23 protein-coding genes are annotated in these 26,973 nt (G+C 59.9%); 10 read left to right on the forward strand and 13 right to left on the reverse strand.

Annotated elements, in window-relative coordinates:
* Positions 1-119 precede the first annotated feature (119 nt).
* Positions 120-698 (reverse strand): ACP phosphodiesterase, encoded by a 579-nt coding sequence (locus tag AB4P92_RS08695; RefSeq protein ID WP_042558021.1) that lies wholly within the window; start codon positions 696-698, stop codon positions 120-122.
* Between the two features lie 169 nt (positions 699-867).
* On the opposite strand from AB4P92_RS08695, the gene AB4P92_RS08700 reads away from it, so the two are divergent.
* From AB4P92_RS08700 to AB4P92_RS08710, 3 genes are read left to right on the forward strand one after another with little or no spacing between them, the layout of a single operon-like run.
* The gene (locus AB4P92_RS08700; RefSeq protein ID WP_016771327.1) at positions 868-1,170 is read left to right on the forward strand and encodes a helix-turn-helix transcriptional regulator; all 303 of its coding nucleotides are present in this window, start codon (positions 868-870) and stop codon (positions 1,168-1,170) included.
* A 34-nt stretch (positions 1,171-1,204) separates the two neighbouring features.
* On the forward strand, positions 1,205-2,371 hold the full coding sequence (locus AB4P92_RS08705) for an MFS transporter (RefSeq protein ID WP_047300040.1): 1,167 nt from the start codon (positions 1,205-1,207) through the stop codon (positions 2,369-2,371).
* A gap of 31 nt (positions 2,372-2,402) precedes the next feature.
* On the forward strand, positions 2,403-3,452 hold the full coding sequence (locus tag AB4P92_RS08710; protein WP_042558019.1) for an alkene reductase: 1,050 nt from the start codon (positions 2,403-2,405) through the stop codon (positions 3,450-3,452).
* Between the two features lie 205 nt (positions 3,453-3,657).
* Here the strand turns inward: AB4P92_RS08710 and emhR are convergent, their stop codons facing one another.
* Positions 3,658-4,290, reverse strand: a complete 633-nt coding sequence (emhR, locus tag AB4P92_RS08715; RefSeq protein WP_042558018.1) for an efflux system transcriptional repressor EmhR — start codon at positions 4,288-4,290, stop codon at positions 3,658-3,660.
* Between the two features lie 268 nt (positions 4,291-4,558).
* On the opposite strand from emhR, the gene emhA reads away from it, so the two are divergent.
* The 5 genes from emhA to AB4P92_RS08740 all read left to right on the forward strand — a co-directional run bounded on the left by emhA (position 4,559) and on the right by AB4P92_RS08740 (position 13,121).
* Complete coding sequence (gene emhA / locus AB4P92_RS08720) at positions 4,559-5,716, forward strand: efflux RND transporter periplasmic adaptor subunit EmhA (RefSeq protein ID WP_042558017.1); 1,158 nt, start codon at positions 4,559-4,561, stop codon at positions 5,714-5,716.
* A gap of 3 nt (positions 5,717-5,719) precedes the next feature.
* Positions 5,720-8,884 (forward strand): efflux RND transporter permease subunit EmhB, encoded by a 3,165-nt coding sequence (gene emhB, locus AB4P92_RS08725; protein ID WP_042558016.1) that lies wholly within the window; start codon positions 5,720-5,722, stop codon positions 8,882-8,884.
* The gene (gene emhC, locus AB4P92_RS08730) at positions 8,881-10,341 is read left to right on the forward strand and encodes an efflux RND transporter outer membrane subunit EmhC (protein ID WP_047300039.1); all 1,461 of its coding nucleotides are present in this window, start codon (positions 8,881-8,883) and stop codon (positions 10,339-10,341) included. The genes emhB and emhC overlap by 4 nt, the downstream gene beginning before the upstream one ends.
* Positions 10,342-10,780: 439 nt before the next feature.
* The gene (locus tag AB4P92_RS08735) at positions 10,781-12,040 is read left to right on the forward strand and encodes an OprD family porin (RefSeq protein ID WP_273875216.1); all 1,260 of its coding nucleotides are present in this window, start codon (positions 10,781-10,783) and stop codon (positions 12,038-12,040) included.
* Positions 12,041-12,314: 274 nt separating this feature from the next.
* Complete coding sequence (locus AB4P92_RS08740; RefSeq protein ID WP_395599248.1) at positions 12,315-13,121, forward strand: methyltransferase domain-containing protein; 807 nt, start codon at positions 12,315-12,317, stop codon at positions 13,119-13,121.
* 95 nt (positions 13,122-13,216) lie between these two features.
* Here the strand turns inward: AB4P92_RS08740 and pcaC are convergent, their stop codons facing one another.
* From pcaC to pcaR, 11 genes are all read right to left on the reverse strand, one after another.
* Entirely contained in the window at positions 13,217-13,609 is a 393-nt protein-coding gene (gene pcaC, locus AB4P92_RS08745; protein WP_115147647.1) for a 4-carboxymuconolactone decarboxylase, read from the reverse strand.
* A 10-nt stretch (positions 13,610-13,619) separates the two neighbouring features.
* A complete protein-coding gene (gene pcaD, locus AB4P92_RS08750) occupies positions 13,620-14,411 on the reverse strand; it encodes a 3-oxoadipate enol-lactonase (RefSeq protein ID WP_261735174.1) in 792 nt (263 codons plus the stop codon).
* A gap of 11 nt (positions 14,412-14,422) precedes the next feature.
* Positions 14,423-15,787, reverse strand: coding sequence for a 3-carboxy-cis,cis-muconate cycloisomerase (locus AB4P92_RS08755; protein ID WP_395599249.1), 1,365 nt, complete (start codon positions 15,785-15,787; stop codon positions 14,423-14,425).
* Positions 15,788-15,833: 46 nt separating this feature from the next.
* On the reverse strand, positions 15,834-17,129 hold the full coding sequence (locus AB4P92_RS08760) for an MFS family transporter (RefSeq protein WP_042558009.1): 1,296 nt from the start codon (positions 17,127-17,129) through the stop codon (positions 15,834-15,836).
* Between the two features lie 160 nt (positions 17,130-17,289).
* Positions 17,290-17,856 carry a protocatechuate 3,4-dioxygenase subunit alpha gene (pcaG, locus tag AB4P92_RS08765; RefSeq protein WP_047300034.1) on the reverse strand — a complete coding sequence of 189 codons (567 nt, stop codon included), beginning with the start codon at positions 17,854-17,856 and terminating at the stop codon, positions 17,290-17,292.
* Position 17,857: 1 nt separating this feature from the next.
* On the reverse strand, positions 17,858-18,562 hold the full coding sequence (gene pcaH, locus AB4P92_RS08770; RefSeq protein ID WP_042558007.1) for a protocatechuate 3,4-dioxygenase subunit beta: 705 nt from the start codon (positions 18,560-18,562) through the stop codon (positions 17,858-17,860).
* Positions 18,563-18,597: 35 nt separating this feature from the next.
* The gene (pcaF, locus tag AB4P92_RS08775) at positions 18,598-19,803 is read right to left on the reverse strand and encodes a 3-oxoadipyl-CoA thiolase (RefSeq protein WP_210622123.1); all 1,206 of its coding nucleotides are present in this window, start codon (positions 19,801-19,803) and stop codon (positions 18,598-18,600) included.
* The gene (locus AB4P92_RS08780) at positions 19,800-20,579 is read right to left on the reverse strand and encodes a CoA-transferase subunit beta (protein WP_047300032.1); all 780 of its coding nucleotides are present in this window, start codon (positions 20,577-20,579) and stop codon (positions 19,800-19,802) included. The genes pcaF and AB4P92_RS08780 overlap by 4 nt, the downstream gene beginning before the upstream one ends.
* Positions 20,579-21,436 carry a CoA transferase subunit A gene (locus AB4P92_RS08785; RefSeq protein ID WP_042558004.1) on the reverse strand — a complete coding sequence of 286 codons (858 nt, stop codon included), beginning with the start codon at positions 21,434-21,436 and terminating at the stop codon, positions 20,579-20,581. The genes AB4P92_RS08780 and AB4P92_RS08785 overlap by 1 nt, the downstream gene beginning before the upstream one ends.
* 286 nt (positions 21,437-21,722) lie before the next feature.
* A complete protein-coding gene (locus AB4P92_RS08790; RefSeq protein ID WP_042558003.1) occupies positions 21,723-23,069 on the reverse strand; it encodes an MFS transporter in 1,347 nt (448 codons plus the stop codon).
* A 294-nt stretch (positions 23,070-23,363) separates the two neighbouring features.
* Complete coding sequence (pcaR, locus tag AB4P92_RS08795; protein WP_042558002.1) at positions 23,364-24,206, reverse strand: pca regulon transcriptional regulator PcaR; 843 nt, start codon at positions 24,204-24,206, stop codon at positions 23,364-23,366.
* 647 nt (positions 24,207-24,853) lie between these two features.
* On the opposite strand from pcaR, the gene AB4P92_RS08800 reads away from it, so the two are divergent.
* Together AB4P92_RS08800 and AB4P92_RS08805 are read left to right on the forward strand one after the other, a co-directional pair.
* A complete protein-coding gene (locus AB4P92_RS08800) occupies positions 24,854-25,054 on the forward strand; it encodes a hypothetical protein (protein WP_008080067.1) in 201 nt (66 codons plus the stop codon).
* 371 nt (positions 25,055-25,425) lie between these two features.
* Positions 25,426-26,901: an inorganic phosphate transporter gene (locus tag AB4P92_RS08805; protein ID WP_047300029.1), complete on the forward strand. Its 1,476-nt coding sequence runs from the start codon at positions 25,426-25,428 to the stop codon at positions 26,899-26,901.
* The last annotated feature ends 72 nt before the right edge of the window (positions 26,902-26,973 follow it).

The raw sequence follows: 26,973 nt of genomic DNA on the forward strand, positions 1-26,973 counted from the left end.
AAATCCAGAAATCACCCTCGCCCCTGTGGGAGCTGGCTTGCCAGCGATAGCGATAGACCAGCCGACACGAATGTTGAATGTGCTGACGCCATCGCTGGCAAGCCAGCTCCCACAGGGATTCAGGGGGTTGCTGGAGACTGGGCGAAGTCCTGGAGTTGTGGGTAGAAAAGTCGGAAGTCTTCACTCAGCGGCTCGTACAACCGCCGCAATTCCTGCATCGCCCCCGCCAGTTCCTCTGGCCGGCTCAATCGCCGGGAGATCCCGCGCAACACCTGATCAAGCACTTCAAACTCCTGATACGAGCCCAACCAGTCATTGGCGACCATGTGCGGCGCAATCTTCGCCAGGCGCTCGGGCAATTGCGGTTCGCGGGACAACACTCGATAAACGTCAGCGGTGAACTGCGCCAGCGGTTGATCCGCGTACAACCGCCAGTCCCGCGCCAGACAGTGGTCGAAAAAGACATCAAGGACGATCCCGGCATAACGCCGACGGGTATCGGAAAACCGCCCCAGCGCGATGTCCACCAGCGGATGGCGATCAGTGAACACGTCAATCCGTCGATGCAGTTGAATACCCGCCTCGACCTCCGGGGCAAACTGCCCTTGCAGCCGGCCTTTGACGAAATCGCCATACAGACTGCCGAGTAATTGGTCGGGGCGCTGGCCACCGAGATGCAAATGTGCGAGATAGTTCATGGGCGCAGCTTAGCACCGCGCCCTCGTTCCAATACACCCAACGTATCGTTATAACCCGATATACCGATTTGTGCGGTCGTCAGATCAAAATCATATTGGTATATCGCGAAGTAGCGATTTAAAGTTCGCCTCATCGCGATATAGCGTTTTACACACCGAGCACCCTGCCATGAACCTTGACCTCGACGAAATAATAAAAGCCCTGGCACACCCAGTACGGCGAGACATCCTCAACTGGCTGAAAGACCCGAAAGGCGAATTCCCGGAACAGTTGCACAACCACGAGTACGGCATTTGCGCCGGGCAGATCGATCAACGCTGCGGTCTGTCGCAATCAACCGTGTCCGCCCATTTGGCGACCCTGCAACGCGCCGGACTGATCAGCAGCCAGAAGGCCGGTCAATGGCACTTTTTCAAACGTAACGAGGACGTGATTCAGGCGTTCCTCAGCACACTCAGTAAAGAGCTCTGACCCTTAACGTCAGCCAGCCCACAAGGAAAAAACGATGCCCCTCTCGCTACTCATACTCGCCTTGAGCGCTTTCGCCATCGGCACCACCGAATTCGTCATCATGGGCCTGCTGCCCGATGTGGCGGCCGACCTCGGTGTGTCGATTCCCGGCGCCGGCTGGCTGGTGACCGGTTACGCCCTGGGCGTGGCCATCGGTGCGCCGTTCATGGCACTGGCCACCGCCAAATTGCCGCGCAAGGCTGCACTGGTCGCGCTGATGGGCATCTTCATTGTCGGCAACCTGCTCTGTGCGATGGCCAGTGACTACAACGTGCTGATGTTCGCCCGTGTCGTCACCGCGCTTTGCCACGGTGCGTTCTTCGGTATCGGTTCGGTGGTGGCGGCAGGTCTGGTGGCGCCGAACAAACGCGCTTCGGCAGTCGCCCTGATGTTTACCGGTTTGACCCTGGCCAACGTCCTCGGCGTGCCGCTGGGCACCGCATTGGGTCAGGAGGCCGGCTGGCGTTCGACCTTCTGGGCAGTGACCGTGATCGGTGTGATCGCGCTGATCGGCCTGATCCGCTTCCTGCCGGCCAAACGTGACGAAGAAAAGCTCGATATGCGCGCCGAACTCGCCGCCCTCAAAGGCGCCGGTATCTGGCTGTCGCTGAGCATGACCGCTCTGTTCGCCGCCTCAATGTTCACCCTATTCACCTACGTCGCCCCGCTGCTCGGCGATGTCACTGGCGTCTCGCCAAAAGGCGTGACCTGGACGCTGCTGTTGATCGGTCTCGGTCTTACCGTCGGCAACATCATCGGCGGCAAGCTCGCAGACAAACGCCTCGCTGCCACCCTGATTGGCGTGTTCGTGGCGATGGCGGTGATTTCCACGGTGTTGAGCTGGACCAGCGTCGCGCTGATCCCGACTGAAATCACCTTGTTCCTCTGGGCCACTGCTTCATTCGCAGCCGTACCGGCACTGCAAATCAACGTAGTGACCTTCGGCAAAGCTGCACCGAACCTGGTCTCGACCCTGAACATCGGCGCGTTCAACGTCGGTAACGCCCTCGGCGCCTGGGTCGGCGGCAGCGTCATCGCCCACGGCTTCGGCCTGACCAGCGTGCCTCTGGCCGCCGCTGCCCTGGCAGTGCTTGCCCTGCTGGTGACCCTGATTACTTTCCGTCAGAACGGCAATGCCGAACTGGCCCCTGCGACTCACTGATTAACCACTTAAACCAAGAGGGTTGTATTTCATGGCAACTATTTTCGATCCGATCAAACTGGGCGACATCGAGCTGGCCAACCGCATCATCATGGCCCCGCTGACCCGCTGCCGCGCTGACGAAGGCCGTGTGCCAAACGCGCTGATGGCCGAGTACTACGTACAACGCGCCTCCGCCGGCCTGATTCTCAGCGAAGCCACTTCGGTGACCCCGATGGGCGTCGGCTATCCGGACACCCCGGGCATCTGGTCGAACGATCAGGTGCGTGGCTGGACTAACGTGACCAAAGCCATTCACGCCGCCGGCGGCAAGATCTTCCTGCAACTGTGGCACGTGGGCCGGATCTCTCACCCTTCGTATTTGAACGGTGAAGCGCCAGTCGCACCGAGCGCTATCCAGCCCAAAGGTCACGTCAGCCTGGTGCGTCCAATGGCCGACTACCCAACCCCGCGCGCACTGGAAACCGCTGAAATCGCCGAGATCGTTGACGCTTACCGCACCGGTGCCGAGAACGCCAAGGCGGCCGGTTTTGATGGCGTGGAAATCCACGGCGCCAACGGTTACCTGCTCGACCAGTTCCTGCAAAGCAGCACCAACCAGCGCACCGACAATTACGGCGGCTCCCTGGAAAACCGTGCCCGCTTGCTGCTGGAAGTGACTGACGCGGCAATCGAAGTCTGGGGCGCCGGTCGTGTCGGCGTGCACCTGGCACCACGTGCTGATTCCCACGACATGGGCGACGACAATCTGGCTGAAACCTTCACCTATGTGGCACGTGAGCTGGGCAAGCGTGGCATCGCCTTCATCTGCTCCCGCGAGAAAGAAGGCGCCGACAGCCTCGGCCCGCAACTCAAAGAAGCCTTCGGCGGCCCGTACATCGCCAACGAACGCTTCACCAAGGACAGCGCCAACGCATGGCTGGCCAGCGGCAAGGCTGACGCCGTGGCGTTCGGTGTACCGTTCATTGCCAACCCGGATCTGCCAGCGCGCTTGAAAGCCGATGCGCCGCTGAACGAGCCACACCCGGAAACGTTCTACGCTAAAGGCCCGGTTGGCTACATCGACTATCCAACGCTGTAAGCCTTGACGCAAAAACGCAAAAGCCCCCGACTTGTGAGAGTCGGGGGCTTTTTTTTCGCCAGCGGTTACCGGGCATTGGCAACACTCGTTCACACCAGCGACACAAAATCCCTACAAAATGCCTGGCTCGCTACCTATAAACTCCGCACCTCAAACGTATATGAAAGCAGGCCAATTGACATAAGCTGTGCCGATTAGACATTGTTCATTTGCGCAGGCTGGGGCTCAGCCGCAGCATGTCCATCCCTGTGTCGACCCAACGCTCGGCTTCGGCGTGCAACTCGAAGCTGTCCGGAGCCAATAGCCACCCATAGAGGAGGCCATCGATATAGGCATGAATGCTGATGGCCGCACGGACAGTGTCGAGATCTTCCGGCAACTGGCCGCGATTCACCGCATTACGCAGGGTCAACCCGATACGCAGATTGCAATCGAGACTGGCCGTCCGGCGCTGCTGGCGCAGATCGCACATTTCATCGGTGAACTCGCACTTATGAAACAGAATTTCGTTGATGCGACGGGTCTTCGGGTCCAGCGCAACTTGATGAAACAAATGAATCAACAATTTGCGCATGCAGCCCAACGGGTCGAGTTCATCTTCGCTTTCACTGGCTTTGGCCAATTCATCCAGCGGCTCATGCAAGCTGTCGAGCATGGCCTGCACCAGATCGGCCTTGTTGCTGAAATGCCAGTAAATGGCGCCGCGCGTGACGCCGGCCATTGTCGCGATATCCGCCAAAGTCGTGCGGGCCACGCCCCGTTCATAGAACGCTTTCTCTGCCGCTTCGAGAATCTGGCTTCGCGTTTCCTGAGCTTCTTCTTTGGTACGACGGACCATGGCAGTAAAACCTCAAACAGGATATTTCAGGGATGGATTGAACATCCGCTGAACAAAGAGGGGGTCGATCTCTCTTGAATCGGCTCCCCAGCCTACAATTTCAAACCTTGCAACGACTTTTGTAACAGGGTGGGTACGTGGCCAAGGTGTTTACAAACAACCATGAACGTAAGTATATTACTTAGCAAGCTACTTATCCACCCGATAGTATTTTTTTACCCTTCCACACTTCTTGTGCGTTTTTTGCGCGCCTGACCCGAGGATCTTCATGCAATTCAAGCCAGCTGTTACCGCTCTGGTCACTGCCGTCGCCCTGGCATCGCTGCTCAGCGGATGTAAAAAGGAAGAAGCGGCACCGGCCGCTCCGCCTCCTCAGGTCGGCGTCGTCACCCTGCAACCACAAGCGTTTACCCTCACCTCCGAGCTGCCGGGCCGCACCAGTGCGTTCCGCATCGCTGAAGTGCGACCACAGGTCAACGGCATCATTCTCAAGCGTCTGTTCAAGGAAGGCGGCGATGTCAAAGCCGGCCAGCAGCTGTATCAGATTGATCCGTCGGTTTATGAAGCGACCCTGAAAAGCGCCGAAGCCAACCTGCGTTCGACCAAGTCGATCTCCGACCGCTACAAGCAATTGGTCGATGAGCAAGCCGTGAGCCGTCAGGAATACGACACTGCCGTGGCCAATCGCATGGAATCGGAAGCGTCCTTGCAGACCGCACAGATCAACGTGCGCTACACCAAGGTCTACGCGCCGATTTCCGGTCGCATCGGTCGCTCTTCGGTCACCGAAGGTGCGCTGGTCAACAACGGCCAGACCGACGCGATGGCTGTGATCCAGCAGCTCGATCCGATCTACGTCGACGTTACTCAATCCTCGGTTGAAATGCTGGAACTGCGTCGCGAGCTGGAAAGTGGTCGCCTGCAAAAGGCCGGCGACAATGCCGCCGCAGTCAAGCTGACCCTCGAGGACGGCAGCCAATACAAGCTCGACGGCAAGCTGGAGTTTTCCGAAGTCTCGGTTGACCAGACCACCGGTTCCGTGACCCTGCGTGCCGTGTTCCCGAACCCTGATCACACCTTGCTGCCAGGCATGTTCGTCCACGCCCAGTTGCAGGCCGGCGTGAACAGCGCCGCGATCCTCGCGCCACAGCAAGGCGTGACCCGCGACCTCAAAGGCACCCCGACCGCACTGGTTGTCGGCCCGGACAACAAGGTTGAACTGCGTCAGCTCAAGGCCAGCCGCACCGTAGGCAGCCAGTGGCTGATCGAAGATGGCCTGAAAGCGGGCGATCGTCTGATCACCGAAGGGCTGCAATACGTCAAACCTGGTGTCGAAGTAAAAGCCAGCGAAGCGACCAACGTCGGAGTAAAGAACCCGGCCCCCGCACAGGCAGCTGATAAAGCCGCCGGCGGCAAAGGGGAGTAACCCATGTCAAAATTCTTCATCGACCGTCCGATTTTCGCCTGGGTAATTGCCCTGGTGATCATGTTGGTCGGGGCACTTTCGATCCTGAAATTGCCGATCAACCAGTACCCGAGCATTGCGCCACCAGCCATTGCGATCTCCGTGACCTACCCGGGCGCCTCGGCGCAAACCGTGCAGGACACCGTGGTCCAGGTGATCGAGCAACAGCTCAACGGTATCGACAACTTGCGTTATGTGTCCTCGGAAAGTAACTCCGACGGCAGCATGACCATCACCGCGACCTTCGAGCAAGGCACCAACTCCGACACCGCGCAGGTACAGGTTCAGAACAAGCTGAACCTGGCCACCCCGCTGTTGCCGCAGGAAGTGCAGCAACAAGGTATCCGCGTGACCAAGGCAGTGAAGAACTTCCTGCTGGTGATCGGCGTGGTGTCGCGTGACGGCAGCATGAGCAAGGACGACCTGTCCAACTACATCGTGTCGAACATGCAGGACCCGATCTCCCGTACTGCGGGTGTCGGCGACTTCCAGGTCTTCGGTGCCCAGTACGCGATGCGCATCTGGCTCGATCCGGCCAAGTTGAACAACTTCAACCTGACCCCGGTCGACGTCAAAACCGCGATTGCGGCGCAGAACGTCCAGGTCTCGTCCGGTCAGCTCGGCGGCTTGCCGGCCGTACAGGGCCAGCAGCTTAACGCGACCATCATCGGCAAGACCCGTCTGCAGACCGCCGAGCAGTTCAAAGAGATTCTGCTCAAGGTCAACAAGGACGGCTCGCAAGTCCGCCTCAAAGACGTCGCCAGTGTGGGCCTGGGTGGTGAGAACTATGCGATCAGCGCCCAGTTCAACGGCAGTCCGGCATCCGGCCTGGCGGTAAAACTGGCCAACGGTGCCAACGCCCTCGACACGGCCAAGGCCTTGCGCACCACCATCGACGGACTGAAACCATTCTTCCCGCAAGGCATGGAAGTGGTATTCCCGTACGACACCACTCCGGTGGTGACTGAATCGATCAAGGGTGTGGTTCACACGCTGATCGAGGCAGTGGTGCTGGTGTTCCTGGTGATGTTCCTGTTCCTGCAGAACTTCCGCGCCACGGTCATTACGACCATGACGGTGCCGGTGGTATTGCTCGGTACATTCGGCATCCTCGCCGCCGCCGGTTTCAGCATCAACACCCTGACCATGTTCGGTATGGTGCTGGCCATCGGCTTGCTGGTGGACGACGCCATCGTTGTGGTGGAAAACGTCGAGCGGGTGATGAGCGAGGAAGGCTTGTCGCCCAAGGAAGCGACCAAAAAGTCCATGGGCCAGATCCAGGGCGCACTGGTCGGTATCGCGCTCGTACTGTCGGCGGTATTGCTGCCGATGGCGTTCTTCAGCGGCTCCACGGGTGTGATCTACAAGCAGTTCTCGATCACAATCGTTTCGGCCATGGCCCTGTCGGTACTGGTTGCCCTGATCTTCACCCCGGCGCTCTGCGCGACCATGCTCAAGCCGATTCCGAAAGGCGAGCACGGTACGCCGAAGAAAGGTTTCTTTGGCTGGTTCAACCGCAACTTCGACCGCGGGGTGCGGAGCTACGAACGCGGTGTCGGCAACATGCTGACCCGCAAGGCGCCGTACTTGCTGGCTTACCTGCTGATCGTCGTCGGCATGATCTGGCTATTCACTCGCATTCCAACCGCGTTCCTGCCGGAAGAAGACCAAGGCGTTCTGTTCGCCCAGGTGCAGACGCCGGCCGGCTCCAGTGCAGAGCGCACTCAGGTGGTCGTGGATGAAATGCGTGAATACCTGCTGCGTCCGAACAAGGATGGCGGTGAGGCTGACGCGGTGGCTTCGGTGTTCACCGTAACCGGCTTCAACTTCGCCGGTCGTGGCCAGAGCTCGGGTATGGCGTTCATCATGCTCAAGCCGTGGGGCGAACGAGACGCTGATAACAGCGTGTTCAAACTGGCCGCACGTGCTCAACAGCACTTCTTCAGTTTCCGCGACGCGATGGTGTTTGCCTTCGCACCACCCGCAGTACTGGAGTTGGGTAACGCCACAGGTTTCGACGTGTTCCTGCAAGACCGTGCCGGTATCGGTCACGAAAAACTGATGGAAGCACGCAACCAGTTCCTTGGCATGGCGGCGCAGAGCAAAGTCCTGACCCAGGTGCGTCCGAACGGCTTGAACGACGAGCCGCAGTTCCAGCTGGAAATCGATGACGAGAAGGCCAGCGCCCTGGGCGTTACCATCAACGACATCAACAACACCTTGTCGATTGCGTTGGGTAGTAGCTACGTCAACGACTTCATCGACCGTGGTCGAGTGAAGAAAGTGTACATACAAGGCCAGCCGGACTCGCGCATGAGCCCGGAAGACTTGAAGAAGTGGTATGTGCGCAACGCCTCCGGCACCATGGTTCCGTTCTCCGCATTCGCCAAAGGCGAGTGGATCTACGGCTCGCCGAAGCTGGCACGCTACAACGGTGTGGAAGCGGTAGAAGTGCTGGGTGCTCCGGCGCCGGGTTACTCCACCGGTGAGGCCATGGCGGAAGTCGAAGCGATTGCCAAGAAACTTCCTTCAGGTGTCGGTATCTCCTGGACCGGTCTGTCCTATGAAGAACGTCTGTCCGGTTCGCAAGCACCAGCGTTGTACGCCTTGTCGCTGCTGATGGTGTTCCTGTGCCTGGCGGCGCTGTATGAAAGCTGGTCGATTCCGATCGCGGTCATGCTCGTAGTTCCACTGGGGATCATCGGTGCGTTGATGGCCACCAGCCTGCGCGGTCTGTCCAACGACGTGTACTTCCAGGTGGGCTTGTTGACAACCATTGGTCTGGCGGCGAAAAACGCCATTCTGATTGTCGAGTTCGCCAAGGAACTGCATGAGCAAGGGCGCAGTCTGCGCGAAGCGGCGATTGAAGCCTGCCGCATGCGTCTGCGACCGATCATCATGACTTCGCTGGCCTTCGTGCTCGGTGTTGTACCGCTGGCAATCTCGACCGGTGCCGGTTCGGGCAGCCAGCATGCAATCGGTACTGGCGTGATTGGCGGTATGCTGACGGCCACGATCCTGGCGATCTTCTGGGTTCCACTGTTCTTCGTCACCGTGTCTTCCATTGGTCAGCGTAAAAATGCCGACAAGGATGACGCCATAGAAACTCCTAAAGAGGCTGGCCAATGAGCAAGTCGCTACTCTCCCTCGCAGTCGCCGCCTTCGTGCTGAGCGGTTGCTCGCTGATACCTGACTATCAGCAGCCTGAGGCTCCGGTCGCAGGCCAATACCCGCAGGGGCCGGCGTACTCGCCGGCCCAGGCACCGGCGCAAGCCGCTGCCGAGCAGGGCTGGAAGCAGTTTTTCCATGACCCGGCCCTGCAACAGCTGATCCAGGTCTCGCTGGAAAACAACCGCGACCTGCGTGTCGCGGCACTGAACATCGACGCTTATGCGGCTCAATACCGCATTCAACGTGCCGACCTGTTCCCGGCGGTTTCGGCCAATGGCAGCGGCAGCCGTCAGCGTCTGCCGGCGCGCGCGTCGCAGACCGGCGATTCGATGATCAGCAGTTCGTACTCCGCCACCGTCGGCATCAGCGCCTACGAACTCGACCTGTTCGGTCGGGTGCGCAGCCTGAGCGAACAAGCGTTGCAACAATACTTCGCCACTGAAGAAGCGCGCCGCAGCACCCAGATCAGTCTGGTCGCCAGCGTCGCCAACGCCTATCTGACCTGGCAGGCCGACAAAGAACTGCTCAAGCTGACTCAGGACACCCTCGGTGCCTTCGAAGAAAGCTACAAGCTGACCAGTCGCAGCAATGAAGTCGGTGTGGCTTCGGCGCTGGATCTGGCGCAGTCGCGCACCTCGGTGGAAAACGCTCGGGCGCAACTGGCGCGTTACACCCGCCAGGTGGCCCAGGACGAAAACAGCCTGACCCTGCTGCTCGGAACCGGCATCCCGGCCAATCTGCAAACGGCCAAACCGCTGGCCGATGACCTGCTCAGCGACGTACCGCCGGGCCTGCCATCGGACCTGCTGCAACGTCGTCCGGACATCCTTCAGGCCGAGTACAACCTGAAGGCCGCCAACGCCAACATCGGCGCCGCCCGTGCAGCTTTCTTCCCGAGCATCAGCCTGACCGCCAACGCGGGCACCCTGAGCCCGGACCTGTCCGGTCTGTTCAAGGGTGGTTCGGGGACGTGGCTGTTCCAGCCGCAGATCAACCTGCCGATCTTTAACGCCGGCAGCCTGCGCGCCAGCCTCGACTACGCCAAGATCCAAAAAGACATTGGCGTGGCGAACTACGAGAAGTCCATTCAAACGGCCTTCCAGGAAGTCGCCGATGGCCTGGCCGCACGCCAGACCTACACCGAGCAATTGCAGGCGCAGCGTGATTTCGTACAGGCCAACCAGGATTACTACCGCCTGGCCGAGCGTCGTTACCGCATCGGTGTCGACAGCAACCTGACCTTCCTCGATGCCCAGCGTCAGCTGTTCAGCGCCCAACAAGCGCTGATCACCGACCGCCTCGCGCAACTGACCAGTGCGGTCAACCTGTACAAGGCATTGGGTGGTGGCTGGAATGCGCAGACGGCGCAAAACGAACCACAGAAAGAAGAAGCACCGAAGATGAAGTTGTTCTGATCATCGGCTGAACACAAAGAGCCCACCTTATTGGTGGGCTTTTTGTTGCCTGCCAGAAAGTTGTGTTGTCTGGGCGGTTGCTATCGCTGGCAAGGCAGCTCCCACAGGGTTCTCGGGTGTACCCGGGGTATGTGAACAACCCAAAAACCTGTGGGAGCTGGCTTGCCAGCGATAAGGCCATCACCTGCATCGCAAAACCCGGCCCAATCTTGCGTTCGATAATCGCCCCAAAACCGCTTTCCCCGATTGAAACCCCGCCTCCGCGCCCCGCACCATTCATCCCACAAAACCAATAACATCAGGTTCGACACCATGCCCCCGCGCCCTGCCCTGTCCGGCTGATCACCGCCGCTCATTCCGAAATCTGCAAGCCAATGCCCGCCGCAAAAAGCGCCGGCACCGGACTCCGTTCGCCCCAAAAATAACAAGAGAAACTGCAATGACCTACCCAACTGCGCCGTACGCATTCCCCGGCCTGATCGCCCTGGCACTGGCTTGCGCGGCTTTGCCCGTTGCGGCTGAAGAGGCCGGTTTTGTCGAAGGGGCCAAGGTCAACCTGAACCTGCGCAACTTCTACATCAACCGCAACTTCACCAACCCGACCAAGGCTCAGGGCAAGGCTGAAGAGTGGACGCAAAGCTTTATCCTCGACGCCAGATCCGGCTTCACCCAAGGCACCGTCGGCTTCGGCATGGACGTGCTCGGGCTGTATTCGCTGAAGCTCGATGGCGGCAAAGGCACTGGCGGCACGCAACTGTTGCCGCTTGATCATGACGGTCGCCCGGCGGACAACTTCGGCCGCACCAACGTCGCGTTCAAGGCGAAGCTGTCGCAGACCGAAGTGAAGGTCGGCGAATGGATGCCGGTACTGCCGATCCTGCGTTCGGACGACGGTCGCTCGCTGCCGCAAACCTTCCGCGGCGGCCAGATCACGTCGAAAGAAATCGACGGCCTGACGCTTTACGGCGGTCAGTTCCGCGCCAACAGCCCGCGCGACGACAGCAGCATGAGCGACATGTCGATGACCGGCAAAGCGGCGTTCACCTCTGATCGCTTCAACTTCCAGGGTGGTGAATACGCTTTCAACGAAAAACGCACGCAGATCGGTCTGTGGAACGCCGAGCTCAAGGACATCTACAGCCAGCAATACATCAATCTGATCCACAGCCAGCCACTGGGCGAATGGACCCTGGGCGCCAACCTCGGTTTTTTCTACGGCAAAGACGACGGCAGCGCGCGCGCCGGGGATCTCGACAACAAGACCTGGTCCGCATTGTTCTCGGCAAAATATGGCGGCAGCACCTTCTATGTCGGCCTGCAAAAACTCACCGGCGACAGCGCGTGGATGCGCGTCAACGGCACCAGCGGCGGCACCCTGGCCAACGACAGCTACAACGCCAGCTACGACAATGCGCAGGAACGTTCCTGGCAGGTCCGCCACGACTACAACTTCGTCGCCCTCGGCGTCCCCGGCCTGACGCTGATGAACCGCTACATCAGCGGCGATAACGTACATACCGGGACCATCACCGACGGCAAGGAGTGGGGCCGCGAATCCGAACTGGGCTACACCGTGCAGAGCGGCACGCTCAAGGACCTGAACGTCAGATGGCGCAATTCGACCATGCGCCGGGATTTCAGCAATAACGAGTTTGATGAAAACCGGTTGATCGTCAGCTATCCGATCAGTTTGCTCTAACCTCTCCTCTTTATCAGCTGCGGCACGCTGTGATCTTTTGATCCTGAAAAACAAGATCAAAAGATCGCAGCGTGCCGCAGCGCCTACAAAAAAAACCGCATCAGGACGCCACCCGTCAGGTCGGGTGGAGCTTTCTTTGCTGGCGAGTAGAGTTTAAAAACCTGAAGGACTCAGGCGTACAACCCTACCCACTTCCGTTATCTGTTGTAGTTGGTCCCCAAGACTTGAGCCAGGTTGTCACGGAAGACACTGCTGATCACCGGAGGACCACCTCATGATCGCTCGACTCAAAACGGCACCCGACTGGGATGCCAAGGCTTACCAGCAGTTTTCCCGTCTCAGGCAACGCCCGGTCAACGAATTGCTCGACCGTGTCGACCTGCAAACCCCACAGCATATTTACGACCTTGGTTGCGGCACGGGCATTGCCACTCAGTTGTTGGCCGAGCGCTGGCCACACGCGCAACTGCAGGGAATCGACAGCTCACAGCAAATGCTTGAACAAGCCCGCTGCCTGCCGATCAACGCATCGTGGCAGCACTGTGACATGCTCGACTGGCGACCCGAACAACCTGCAGACCTGCTGTTCGCAGCGGCGGTTCTGCATTTCATCAACGGTCATGAGACGTTACTGCCGAATCTGCTGGGTCTGCTCAATGATGGAGGGTGCCTGGCGGCGCACATGCCGGACTGGCGCGATGCATTGTGGTATCGACTGATGCTCGACACCCTCGACGATGCCGGCCCCGGCAACACGCCACTGGGCACACCGCAACTGCGCCAGCGCATGGCCGCGCGGCCCTTGCTGTCACTTGAGGATTACTACCGTTTGCTCGCACCGCTGACCGCGTCGCTGGACATCTGGGAGACCGAGCAATTGCAGGTGGTTGACGGCAAGTCGCCGGTGTATGACTGGATAAAAGTTTCGGCGCTAAGGCCGGTGATGCAGGCGCTGACGTCAGAGGAACAGGCGCGCTTCATTTATCACTTTCTGATGCGTGTGCATGCGCATTATCCGCAGGAGGAAAACGGGCACACGCTGTTTCCGTTCAAGCGCATTTTCATTGTGGCCACAGTCTGAAGATCAAAAGATCGCAGCCTTCGGCAGCTCCTACAATATGCAATGCAATCCCCTGTAGGAGCCGCCGAAGGCTGCGATCTTTTCAAACCCGACAATCACTCCCGGGATTCAACACCCAGCTCATCCCACACCGACTCAGCCAGATGAAACGTCGCGTTTGCCGCTGGAATCCCGCAGTAGATCGCGCTCTGCATGATCACTTCCTTGATCTCGCCACGGCTCACGCCGTTATTGGCCGCCGCGCGCAGGTGCAGTTTCAGTTCGCCCTCGCGGTTCATGCCGATCAGCATGGCGATGGTGATCAGGCTGCGGGTATGCCGAGGCAAACCTGGGCGGGTCCAGATGTCGCCCCAGGCGTGGCGGGTGATCATCTCCTGAAATTCCGAGTTGAACTCGGTCAGTGTGCTCAGGCTGCGATCGACATGCGCGTCGCCCAACACTGCGCGGCGGACCTGCATGCCTTCGTCGTAACGTTGTTTCTCGTCCACAAAAACTTCCTCACTGAGCCTGTAAAAACGTCAACACGCGATCGCTGAAAGCGATACCTGCCTGCACGTTTGAAAGATGCGCCGCGTAGAACTCGGCGTACTCCGCACCGCGCACATGCTCCTGAATAAAGTGGCCACCGGACGGCGGCGTTACCGCATCTTCGGTACCGGCGATCACCAGTAGCGGCAGGTTGATGGACGCCAATTGATCACGGAAATCGGCATCACGCACTGCCGCGCAATTGGCCGCATAACCTTGCGGCGAAGTCGCCGCGAGCATGTCGGTAATCTGCTTGGCCGCGGCCGGATGGGCTTGGGAAAAGTCCGGGGTAAACCAGCGGGCAATCGACGCATCGCGCAGGGCAACCATTGCTGACGCACCGTCACGCAGCACGGTTTCAATGCGCGGATTCCACACTGACGGATCGCCGATTTTCGCTGCCGTGTTGCACACGATCAGTTTGTGCAGTCGATGCCCGGCATTGATCCCCAGCCACTGACCGATCAACCCGCCCATCGATAACCCGCAGAAATGCGCGCGCTCGATGTGCAGCGCATCCAGCAGCCCGAGCACGTCGTGGCCCAGTTGCTCGATGCTGTACGGCCCCGGCGTCACCAACGACTTGCCGTGACCACGGGTGTCGAAACGCAGCACGCGAAAGTGCTCGGTGAATGCCGGCATCTGCACGTCCCACATGTGCAGGTCGGTGCCCAGCGAGTTGGACAGCACCAGCACCGGCGCATCGACCGGGCCTTGAATTTGATAGTGCAGTTCGCCATCGGCGAGTTGAACGAAAGCCACAGCCCTCTCCTTCAGACAGTCAAAGCGTTGTGTTCGGCCACCGCTCGCTCGACCCAGACCTGCGCCTGACCGAGGTAATGGGCGGGGTTCAAAAGATTATCCAGTTCAGCGCTGCTCAATTGCGCAGTGACCTGCGGTTCGTCACCGAGCACGGCGCGCAAGTGGCGCTGTTCGGCCACGGCACGTTTGCAGCATTGTTCGAGCAAGTGATGGGCGGTGTCGCGGCCAACCCGTTGTGCGAGCACGATGCTCACCGCTTCGGCCAGCACCAGCCCTTGGGTCAGGTCGAGGTTGCGCGCCATGCGTGGGGCGTCTACCTCCAGGCCCTCAGCCAACAGGCGCGCCTGTTGCAGTGAGCCCGAGACAAGGCAGCAAATCTGCGGCAAGGTTTCCCATTCGGCATGCCACAGACCGAGGCTGCGCTCGTGCTCCTGCGGCATCGCACTGAACAGCGTCGACACCAGCCCCGGCACTCGCGTGGCTGCGCCGATCAACACGGCGGCACCCACCGGATTGCGCTTGTGCGGCATGGTTGACGAACCGCCCTTGCCCGGTGCCGAAGGCTCGAAAACCTCCGCTGCTTCGGTTTGCATCAACAGACTGATGTCGCGGCCAAGTTTGCCGAGACTGCCGGCGATCAAACCCAGTACCGCGCCGAACTCCACCACGCGATCACGCTGGGTGTGCCACGGCTGTTCCGGCAAGGTCAGTTGCAGTTCTTCGGCCAAGGCCTGGGCAATCGGCAATGCCTGTTCGCCCAATGCCGCGAGGGTGCCCGACGCTCCGCCGAATTGCAGCACCAGCAAACGGGGTTTCAGCTCGCGCAAACGCTGGCGGCTGCGGGTCACGGCGCCGAGCCATCCGGCGATTTTCATGCCCAGAGTCACCGGTGTCGCGTGTTGCAACCACGTGCGCCCGGCCATTGGCGTTGCCGCGTGGCGCTGAGCCTGCGCAGCAAGAGAATCGGCCAGTTGCGCCAGATCGCTTTCGATCAGATCCAGCGCCTGACGCAATTGCAGGACCAACCCGGTATCCATCACGTCCTGACTGGTCGCGCCCAGATGCACATACCGCTCGGCCTCGGCGTCGGTTGCGGCAATCTGCTTGCCCAACGCCTTGACCAGTGGAATCGCCGAATTGCCCGCCGTGGCAATCGCCTCGCCCAGCGCTGCGAAGTCATAGAGGTCGGCGCGACAGGCATTCTCGATGGGCGCAACAGCGCTCGCCGGAATCAAACCCACCCGCGCCTCGGCCCGAGCCAGCGCCGCTTCGACGTCGAGCATCGCCTGCACGCGGCCCTGATCGCAGAACACCTCGCGCATATCGCGGGCGGTGAAGTAGGCATCGAACAACTGATCGCCCGGTCGCTGAGTCATAAACAGTCCTTGCCGGCGCGGGCCATCGCGGCCCGCGCACATGGGGTTACAGATCGTGGTGCAAATATTTCGCCTGCTTCGGCAACCGCAGGCTGAACAGGAAGGCCACCGCCATCATCGCCGTGACGTACCAATAGAAGACGTTTTCCATGCCGCCAGCCTTGAGGCTCAGCGCAACGAATTCGGCCGAACCACCGAAGATCGCGTTCGCCACCGCATACGCCAGGCCGACGCCGAGGGCGCGGACTTCCGGCGGGAACATTTCGGCTTTCACCAAGCCACTGATCGAGGTGTAGAAACTGACGATGGCCAGCGCCACGGTGATCAGCACGAACGCCAGGAACGGACTGCTGACAACCTTCAGGCTAAGCAGGATCGGCACCGTGAACAACGTACCGAGGGCGCCGAACCAGAGCATCGAACTGCGTCGGCCGATCTTGTCGGCGAGCATGCCGAACAGCGGCTGCATGCACATATAAAGGAACAGCGCGCCGGTCATGATGTAGCTCGCGGTCTTGGCGTGCATGCCGGCGGTGTTCACCAGGTATTTCTGCATGTACGTGGTGAACGTGTAGAAAATCAGCGAACCACCGGCGGTGTAGCCAAGCACGGTGATGAACGCGGCTTTGTGATCGCGGAACAATGCGCGGATGCTGCCGGCGTCCTTGTTTTCGCGCATTTCCTTGCTGGTGGTTTCTTTCAGCGAACGACGCAGGAACAGCGAAATCAGCGCCGCCACCGCACCGACCACAAACGGAATCCGCCAGCCGTAGGCACGCAGGTCGTCTTCAGTGAGGAACTGTTGCAGCACCACCACCAGCGACACCGCCAGCAATTGCCCGCCGATCAGCGTCACGTACTGGAACGAGGCAAAAAAACCACGCTGGCCCTTGAGCGCAACTTCGCTCATGTAGGTCGCGGTGGTGCCGTACTCGCCGCCGACCGACAGGCCTTGCAGCAGACGTGCGAACAGCAACAGCACCGGCGCCCAGACGCCGATGTCCTTGTAAGTCGGCAGGCAGGCGATGAGCAACGAACCGAAGCACATCATCAGAATCGAGATCAGCATCGAGTTCTTGCGGCCGTGCTTGTCCGCCACCCGGCCAAAAATCCAGCCGCCAATCGGCCGCATCAGGAAGCCTGCGGCGAACACGCCAGCGGTGTTGACCAGTTGTACGGTGGGATTGTCGGAGGGGAAAAACGCCGGGGCGAAATAGATCGCGCAGAAGGCGTAGACGTAGAAGTCGAACCATTCGACGAGGTTGCCGGACGAAGCGCCGACAATCGCGAAGATGCGCTTGCTGCGCTCTTCGCCGGTGTAATGGGCGGTCTGGGTTGTCATTATTTTTCACTCAATAGGGACAGTCAGAGTCTAGACACACTTTGCAACAGTCCCGTTCCACAAGCTGGAACATCAAAAGATCGCAGCCTTCGGCAGTTCCTACAGAAAGCACATTCCAAATGCAGGAGCTGCCTAAGGCTGCGATCTTTTGCTCTTGATCTCAATAATCGAAGAACACCGTCTCGGCATCAGTGCCCTGCAAAATCACATTCCACTGATAAACCCCCGACGCATCCGGTTTGGCCAGCAACGTCGCACGACGTTCGGCCGGCACGCATTCGAGCAGCGGATCAGCAACGTTGGCCGGTTCACCCTCAAAGTAGATCCGCGTCAGCAAGTGCTTCACCAACCCGCGTGCAAACACCAGCACCACCAGATGCGGCGCCTGGGTCGAGCCCTTCAGCCCCTCAACCGTACCCGGTTTGATCGTGGTGAAACGGAAGCGCCCCTGCGCATCCACCGGCACCCGGCCAAACCCTTCGAAATGCGGATCGAGGGGTTTGGCCTGCTCGTCTTCCGGGTGGTCGTACTTGCCAGCGGCATTCGCCTGCCACACTTCAAGCATGGCGTCGTTGACGACATCGCCGTTGCCGTCCACCACTTGACCGGTGATCGCCACGCGCTCGCCGAGGGTTTGTTCATTGGCGAGGTTTTCGCGGTTCAGCCAGGTCAGGCCGATGTGGTAATACGGCCCGACGGTGTGGGACGTGGTCGCAGTCAGCGTCATCTTATTTCTCCATCGGCGTGGCTTCACGCCCGCGCAGCACGATGTCCCAGCGATAACCGAGGGCGTAGGACGGAATGGTTTTCTCCAGATCGAAACTGGCGATCAGACGTTCCTTGGCCGACGTATCTGGCACGCAGTTGTAGATCGGGTCGTAGGCCAGCAGAGGATCGCCGGGGAAATACATCTGCGTGACCAGCCGGGTGAGGATGCTCGGCCCGAACAGCGAAAAGTGGATGTGCGCGGGGCGCCAGGCATTGTGATGGTTGCCCCACGGATAGGCGCCAGGCTTGATGGTCTGGAACTGATACCAGCCGTCGGCATCGGTCACGGTGCGGCCGGTGCCGGTGAAGTTCGGGTCCAGCGGCGCGTCGTGCAGATCGCGCTTGTGGTTATAACGGCCGGCGGCGTTGGCCTGCCAGATCTCCACCAGAATCCCCGGCACCGGCAAGCCGTTTTCGTCGAGCACACGGCCATGAATGATGATGCGCTCGCCCTGCGGCTCGCCGTCGTGTTGGGCGGTCAGGTCGTTGTCCTTCTCGGCAACACGCTCGGCGCCGATGGTCGGACCGGTGATTTCCGACAGCGAATGCGGCAGAAACACCAACGGCTTGGACGGCGAGCGCAGATTGGTGGATTGATACGTCGGGTGCAGGTACTCAGGCTGGGTGCCTTCCTGCGGGCGACGGTAACCAGGCTTGTCAGACATTTCGATTTCCTCTGTTCTTCTTCGTCACGGCTGCGTCAGACGCGTTCGATGGCCAACGCCAGACCTTGGCCGACTCCGACGCACATGGTCGCCAGACCTTTCTTGCCACCGGTCTTTTCCAGCTGATGCAGGGCAGTCAGCACCAGCCGTGCACCGCTCATGCCCAACGGGTGCCCCAAGGCAATCGCGCCGCCGTTCGGGTTGACCTGCGCGGCATCGTCCGCCAGCCCTAATTCACGCAGCACTGCCAGGCCTTGGCTGGCGAAGGCTTCGTTGAGTTCAATCACATCAAAATCACCGACCGCCAGACCAAGGCGCTCGATGAGTTTGCGCACCGCCGGCACCGGGCCGATGCCCATCACCCGTGGCGCTACGCCGGCACTGGCCATGCCCAGCACTCTGGCGCGGGCGGTCAGACCGTGTTTTTTCACCGCGTCAGCCGAGGCCAGAATCAGCGCGGCGGCGCCGTCGTTGACCCCGGAGGCATTGCCGGCGGTGACGGTTTTGTCCGGGCCGTTGACCGGTTTCAGTTTGCTCAGCGCTTCAATCGTGGTGTCGGCACGCGGATGTTCATCCTGGCTGACCACGGTTTCGCCCTTCTTGTGCGCAATCCGCACCTCGACGATTTCTTCGGCGAAGTAGCCGGCAGCCTGCGCGGCCGCAGTACGTTGCTGACTGCGCAGGGCGAAAGCGTCCTGATCCTCGCGGGAAATTTCATAGTCATCGGCGACGTTGTCGGCAGTCTGCGGCATCGCATCGACGCCATACTGCGCCTTCATCAACGGGTTGATAAAACGCCAACCGATGGTGGTGTCTTCCAGTTTCATGTTGCGCGAAAACGCCGCGTCAGCCTTGCCCATCACAAACGGCGCGCGGGACATCGACTCTACGCCGCCGGCAATCGCCAGTTCCATTTCGCCGCTGGCGATAGCACGGAACGCGGTACCAATCGCATCCATGCCCGAAGCGCAGAGGCGATTGAGGGTCACGCCCGGCACGGTTTCCGGCAGGCCCGCCAGCAGCAACGCCATGCGCGCGACGTTGCGGTTGTCTTCGCCGGCCTGGTTGGCGCAACCGAGGAACACCTCGTCGATTGCGTTCCAGTCCACCGATGGATTGCGCTCCATCAGCGCCTTTATCGGCACAGCAGCCAGATCGTCGGCGCGCACGGCGGCCAGACCACCGCCGAAACGGCCAATGGGGGTGCGAATCGCGTCGCAGATATAAACGTCACGCATCATGCTTCTCCCGGTGCCTGACCGTGGGCCGCCGCGGTGCGCGCTTCGAGATCGCGCAGCGCGGTCAGTTCGACTTCGCTCGGTTCGGCAGTGGTGGCGACATTGTCGGCAAAACGGATGGCCCAACCGGTGGCGGCGATCACTTGCTCGCGGGTCACGCCCGGATGCAGCGCGGTGACCACGAACTCATGGGTGCCCTCTTCCGGCTCCATGGTGCACAGGTCGGTGATGATGCCGACCGGGCCAGCGCCCGGCAGGCCCAGGCGCTTGCGCGAATCACCGCCCTCGCCATGCCCGACCGAGGTGATGAAATCGAGCTTGTCGACAAACGAACGCGCCGACTGTTTAAGGATGATCAGCACGCTTTTCGCCGAACCGGCAATTTCCGGCGCGCCACCGGCACCCGGCAGACGCACTTTCGGCGCGTGGTAGTCGCCCACCACGGTGGTGTTGATATTGCCGAAGCGGTCGACCTGCGCCGCGCCGAGAAAACCGACGTCGATGCGTCCGCCCTGCAACCAATAGCGAAAAATCTCACCGGTCGGCACCACGGTGTCAGCGGTTTCCGCCAGTTCGCCGTCACCGATGGACAGCGGCAACACGCTTGGCTTGGCGCCAATCGGGCCCGATTCGTAGATCAGCACCACGTCTGGCGACGAGGTCAGGCGTGCGAGGTTGGCAGCCTTGGAGGGCAGGCCGATGCCGACGAAACACACCGAGCCGTTTTTCAGGCGACGGGCCGCGGCGACGGTCATCATTTCATTGGTGGTGTAAGTCATTACTTGGCCTCCGAAGCAGCGGCCAACTTGGCCTGGAATTCGCTGAAATCAGCGCTGCCATGGATGTATTCGTTGATCCACGCAGTAAACGTCGCACGGTCGCGGGCGATCGGGTCCCACGCCTGATAGAAACGGTTATCGCGCTCGTTGTAACCGTGGGCGTAGGACGGATGCGCGCCACCGGGCACATGGCACACCGCACTCAGAGCCCAGGTCGGCAGAACACAGGAATTCATCGGGGCATTAAGGTCATCGACAATTTCTTCGACGGTAACAATGCAGCGCTTGGCGGCCAGTGCGGCTTCCTTCTGCACACCAAGAATGCCCCACAGCAGCACGTTGCCTTTGCGGTCGGCTTTCTGCGCGTGGATCACCGTGACGTCCGGGCGCACCGATGGCACCGCCGCCAATACTTCACCGGTGAACGGGCAAGTGACGGACTTGATCAGTGGATTGACCTTCGGCAAGTCAGAGCCTGCGTAGGCACGAAGCACCGCGAACGGTAGGCCTGAAGCGCCAGCCACGTAGGCATTGGCCAGGTCGGCGTGGCTGTGTTCTTCGATTTCCAGTGGCTGCGGCCATTGCTTCTCGACGGCATCGCGCAGACGGTGCAGCGAACCCACACCCGGATTTCCGCCCCAGGAGAAAATCAGTTTGCGCGCACAGCCGGCACCGATCAGTTGGTCGTAGATCAGGTCAGGCGTCATCCGCACCAGCGTCAGATCTTTCTTGCCCTGACGAATGATTTCATGACCCGCCGCCGTAGGGATCAGGTGAGTGAAGCCTTCGAGCGCAACGGTGTCGCCGTCGTTGACGAATTGCTTCACCGCGTCGTGCAGCGAAAGGATCTCAGCCATGGAGCGGGCTCCCGTTTTTGTAGTGGATCGCCAGTGATAAAAAGGCGCGAGGTTCAGCGCCGGAGTCACTGAAGATTAAGCCTGTGAAAATCACCAAACAATCCGATAATCGACTGAGTGTTCGTTTATCGAACAGATTGTTGTCAGCCTATCAATCAGATCAAAAGCTTCGTCGGAACGCCGCCCGGAGCAGGCTCGCTCCGACAATTTGAAATGCATTCCATTGTGGGAGCGAGCCTGCTCGCGAAGGGGGCGGAACCTTCAACGAATATTCCTACGCTGAAACTCAAGTCGCATCCGCATGACTGACCATGCCCTTGATCACGACAGCAGCAGTCGCCAACGCCGCCGGAATCACCAATGCCGTCAACACCTGCTCAAAATTCCAGCCCAATCCGAGCAACGTCGCGCCCATCCACGCCCCGAGAATCGCGCCAAAGCGGCCGATCCCGAGCATCCACGACACACCGGTCGCCCGGCCCTGGGTTGGATAGAACCGCGCCGCCAGTGACGGCATTGCCGACTGCGCGCCGTTGACGCACATCCCCGCCACCAGCACCAGCGTCGCCAGCAGCGTGATGTTGCCCAGGCTCTGCCCCACCGCGTAGGCAAACACCCCGGCCAACAGGTAAAAAGTGCCGATGACCTTGTGCGGATTGAACCGGTCCATCGCCCAGCCTACGCCGACCGCGCTCAACACCCCGCCGAACTGGAACAACGCACCGATGAACGCTGCCTGCTCCATGCTCGCGCCGCTGTCACGCATCAGCGTCGGCAGCCAACTGGTCAGCAGATAGACGATCACCAGGCCCATGAAATAGGTCAGCCACAACAATAAGGTGCCGGTGCTGTAGGTGCCGGAGAAGATCACCGCGAACACGTTGCGTGCCTTGACGGTTTTCTGTTCCGGCACGCTGAAGCTTGAGGCCTGGGCGACGGTAACCGGATCGATTGGCGCCAGCGTCTTGCGCACTTTGTCAGTGCCACGGTTGCGCACCACCAGATAGCGCGCCGATTCCGGCAGCCAGAACACCAGCACCACGGTGAGAATCAGCGGCAGAATCCCGCCGATCAGCAACAGGCTGTGCCAGCCGAACGCCGGGATCAGCTTCGCGGAAATGAACCCGCCACCGGCCATGCCGAGGTTGAAGCCGCAGAACATGCTGGTCACCAACAACGACTTCTTGCGCTCCGGGGTGTATTCCGAGAGCAGCGTAGTGGCGTTGGGCATACCGGCGCCCAGGCCCAACCCGGTGAGAAAACGCAGGACCAAAAGCTCTTCGATGTTGGTGGCGTAGGCCGACGCCAGGCTAAACGCGCCGAACAGAAATACCGCGCCGACCAGCACGACTTTGCGTCCGAAGCGGTCTGCCAGAGGCCCGGAACCGAGTGCGCCGAAGACCATGCCGATCAACGCGGCGCTCATCACGGGGCCGAGGCTGGCGCGATCAATGCCCCAATCCAGCGACAACGCCGGGGCAATAAAGCCCATCGCTGCGGTGTCGAGGCCATCGAGAAACACAATCAGGAAACACAGGATCACCACCCGCCACTGATAGCGCGAGATCGGTTGAGCATTGATGAAGGTCTGCACGTCGAGGCAGTTACCCACAGCGGACTGAGGCTGGTTCATTATTTTTATTCCACGCAAAAAACGCAGTCGAACGGCGGCCGGCCAGAGAGCGGCACAGGCACAAGAATAGAAGGTCGGGATCAGGCGTTGCGTTGAATCCGGCAACAGCGATCGGTGCGGAGACAGTCGGGGAGCGTGCGCATAGTGAGTTGCCTCTTGTCATTATTATGGGAGTCGGCAGTCCGGCGAGCTCATTCACATCAGCGCCGGATGACGCTGCCGCGACATTAATGATCCAGGGGTTTTAGCGTCAATTCGATAAACGCAACACTGTGCGTTTATCGAACAGCTTCATCAGGCAAACAGTTGCGCACTGAGGTCGCGACTGGCGCTGAGCAGGCCCGGCAGAAAGCGCTGTTCCAGCTCGGTGCGGCTGACACGACCGGCGTGGGTGCTGACGTTGAGCGCCGCCACCACTTGGCCGGAAGCGTCGTAAACCGGTACGGCAATCGAGCGCAGGCCTTGTTCCAGCTCCTGATCGACAATGCACCAGCCCTGCTGCCGCACTTGCTGCAAGCATTCAAGCAAAGCGTCCGGGGTGTGGATCGTGCGGCTGGTCTTGGCAACGAGTTCGGCGTGGTCGAGGTATTCACCTAACGACGTGTCGTCCAGCGCCGCCAGCAGAATCCGCCCCATCGACGTGCAATATGCCGGCAGGCGCCCGCCCACCGACAGATCCACCGAGATCAAACGCTGGGTGGTCGCCGAACGGGCGATGTACAGAATGTCATCGCCCTCCAGCGTGGCCATGTTGCAGGCTTCGTGCAGTTGCTCGCTCATGCGGTCGAGGTACGGCTGGGCGGACACGGCCAGCGGCGTCGACGACAGATAAGCGTGGCCGAGGGTCAGCACTTTGGGCAGCAACGAGTAGGTGCGACCGTCCGTGGTGGCGTAGCCGAGTTTGATCAAGGTGTGCAGGCAACGGCGCACGGCAGCGCGGGGGATTTCCGTGCGATGACTGATCTGGGCGATGGTCAGGTGCCGTTTGCGCTCCTGAAATGCCTGAACCACCGCCAGGCCACGGGCCAGCGAGGTCATGAAATCCGGATCCCCCGTCAGCGCCTGAATGCGCTTGGCCGGCGAGGCGACGATCGGCGGCGCCACGGAAGTGAAGGAGTTGCGCATTTGATCGTTCATTTCAGGTCCTTATCCGGCACGGATCGATGGCTATACAAGCGGCTCGCGGCGGGATGCACAAGGGTTGCGACGCGAAGATTGGGCGATTATCGAACCGCCGACCGATTATCGCAATTGATCAGGTAGCGTTTGCCTGACCTCATGTGACGTTTGCTGACTTCGTCGGCACTTTGAATTTTCGTCTGAGTTGCTCGACTAAATGACGTCAAAAACAGATCACTTCGCAAATAACGGTCTGTGCGCAGTTCAACTAGCGATAAAAGTTGCGAGTAACAAAACGATCACACATCCGGAACCGTTTTTAACTTGGCAAAGATAGTCATTCCCGAATCGACCGCTATAATGCACCTCAGTGGGACCCCGTTCTTAAATACCGGGGTCGCCACCCGCTGACGCGATGTCCATCGCTGTCGGCCCCGGCCAGCGCCTGGCACTTATTGTCAATGTAATGCCAACGCTCGCTGAAACTGGAAACTGATGCTGCGTCAGTTTTAATCTGGTGCCGTAGCCGCCTGCTAGACGCAAGTCTTGATCGTCTTGCCGATCCCAGCAACGCCTGTTCAGGTGTTGGTCTTCGGTAGATTGCTCAATCGATTCGTTGCAGTGCGTTTCACCAGACATTTAACTCAACTCATACAGGTAGCACTGTGACGAAAGACGAACTGCGCGCGGAACTTGAGCGCCAGGAACAACGTTACAAGGAAGTTTACGGCGGGGAAGTCACCACCTACGCCGCTCAGCCAGAACCAGAACGCAAGGCGTGGCGCAAGCGCCCCACCGTTCAGGATCAGGTCTTCAAGCAGGAAATCGAAAAGATCGAAAAGGAACTCAAAGCCGAAGAGCCATGAGCCAACCGGTTTTGATATTCGAGGGTCAGTGCGCACCGTTTACAAGCGCGGTGTGACGACGATGCCCTGTGCGCCCGCTATCCGCGGGCAGCAGCCATTACCCCGTCCTACAGGGTGATAGGAAGCTTCTTACAGGTTTCATTTATATTTCAGACAAGCGTATGAGCCCGTGTTTTATCGGTCAAAAGCCCCGCCATCACTGGCCTTTCCCAATAAATTCAGTAACTTGAAAGACCCTGCGCGCCGCTTGGTTTTAATGCGCTGCAACAAATTAATTCGAATAAGAGTGTTACTGATTAGCAGGTAGGGCATCGATTTCGAGACTTTTCTGGCATAATCGCGCCCCCTTACGACCGGGTCAGAAAACCTTCATGATCGATTTATTCAGCGGACTGGATGCTTGGGTGCTTGTGAGCCTCCTGCTCGCCCTGACATTCGTCCTCGCCTTCGAGTTCATCAATGGATTTCATGACACCGCTAACGCGGTAGCCACTGTTATCTACACCAAAGCCATGCCGCCTCACCTGGCGGTGTTCTTTTCCGGCGTGTTCAACTTCCTCGGCGTTCTGCTGGGTGGCGTTGGCGTGGCGTATGCCATTGTCCATTTGCTGCCGGTTGAGCTGCTGATCAATGTGAACACCGGCCACGGGCTGGCGATGGTGTTCTCGTTGCTCGCCGCGGCAATCGCCTGGAACCTTGGCACCTGGTACTTCGGTATCCCGGCCTCCAGCTCGCACACCCTGATCGGTTCGATCCTCGGTGTCGGCCTGGCCAACGCCCTGATCAACGACATTCCGTTGGCCGATGGTGTGAACTGGCAGAAGGCGATCGACATCGGCGCCTCGCTGGTGTTCTCGCCAATGGCCGGCTTCCTGATCGCGGCGCTGGTGCTGATCGGTCTGAAATGGTGGCGCCCGCTGTCGAAGATGCACAAGACGCCGGAACAACGCCGCAAGCTCGATGACAAGAAGCACCCACCGTTCTGGAACCGTCTGGTTCTGGTGATCTCGGCCATGGCCGTAAGCTTCGTGCACGGCTCCAACGATGGTCAGAAAGGCATCGGCCTGATCATGCTGGTGCTGATCGGTATCGTACCTGCGCAGTTCGTCCTCGACCTGAACAGCACCACCTACCAGATCGAACGCACCCGCGACGCGACGCTGCACCTGAGCCAGTTCTACCAGCGCAACAGCGATTCGCTGGGTGAATTCCTGGCTTTGGGCAAGAGCGTGGAAGGCGACCTGCCGGAGAAATTCCGCTGCAACCCGCAGCAGACCGAACCGACCATCACCGCCCTGTTGCACACCCTTAAAGGTGTTGCGGACTATCGCTCGCTGTCTTCCGAAAGCCGTATTGAAGTCCGTCGCTACCTGCTGTGCCTGGACGACACTGCGAAGAAAGTCGGCAAGTTGCCTGGCCTGGAACCACGCGAAAAGGCTGACCTCGACAAACTGCGCAAAGACCTGACCACCACCACCGAATACGCCCCGTTCTGGGTGATTCTGGCGGTCGCTCTGGCCCTGGGCCTGGGCACCATGGTCGGCTGGAAACGCGTAGTACTGACCATCGGCGAGAAGATCGGCAAGCAAGGCATGACCTACTCGCAAGGCATGTCGGCGCAGATCACTACCGCGACCCTGATCGGTATGGCCAACATCTTCAGCCTGCCGGTATCCACCACCCACGTACTCTCCTCGGGCGTGGCCGGTACCATGGTCGCCAACAAGAGCGGCCTGCAAGGCGGGACGGTTCGCACCATCCTGCTGGCCTGGGTACTGACCCTGCCAGCGACCGTGGCACTGTCCGCCGGCTTGTTCTGGCTGGCGTCCAAGGCGTTGGGTAGCTGATAGATAGCTGGAAATGAAAAAGGCGTGATTCGAGAGGATCGCGCCTTTTTTTGGTTTGGGATTTGGGGCCAT

It is taken from the genome of Pseudomonas sp. A0308, from assembly GCF_044218815.1.
In the GTDB taxonomy this organism is placed as follows: domain Bacteria; phylum Pseudomonadota; class Gammaproteobacteria; order Pseudomonadales; family Pseudomonadaceae; genus Aquipseudomonas; species Aquipseudomonas iridis.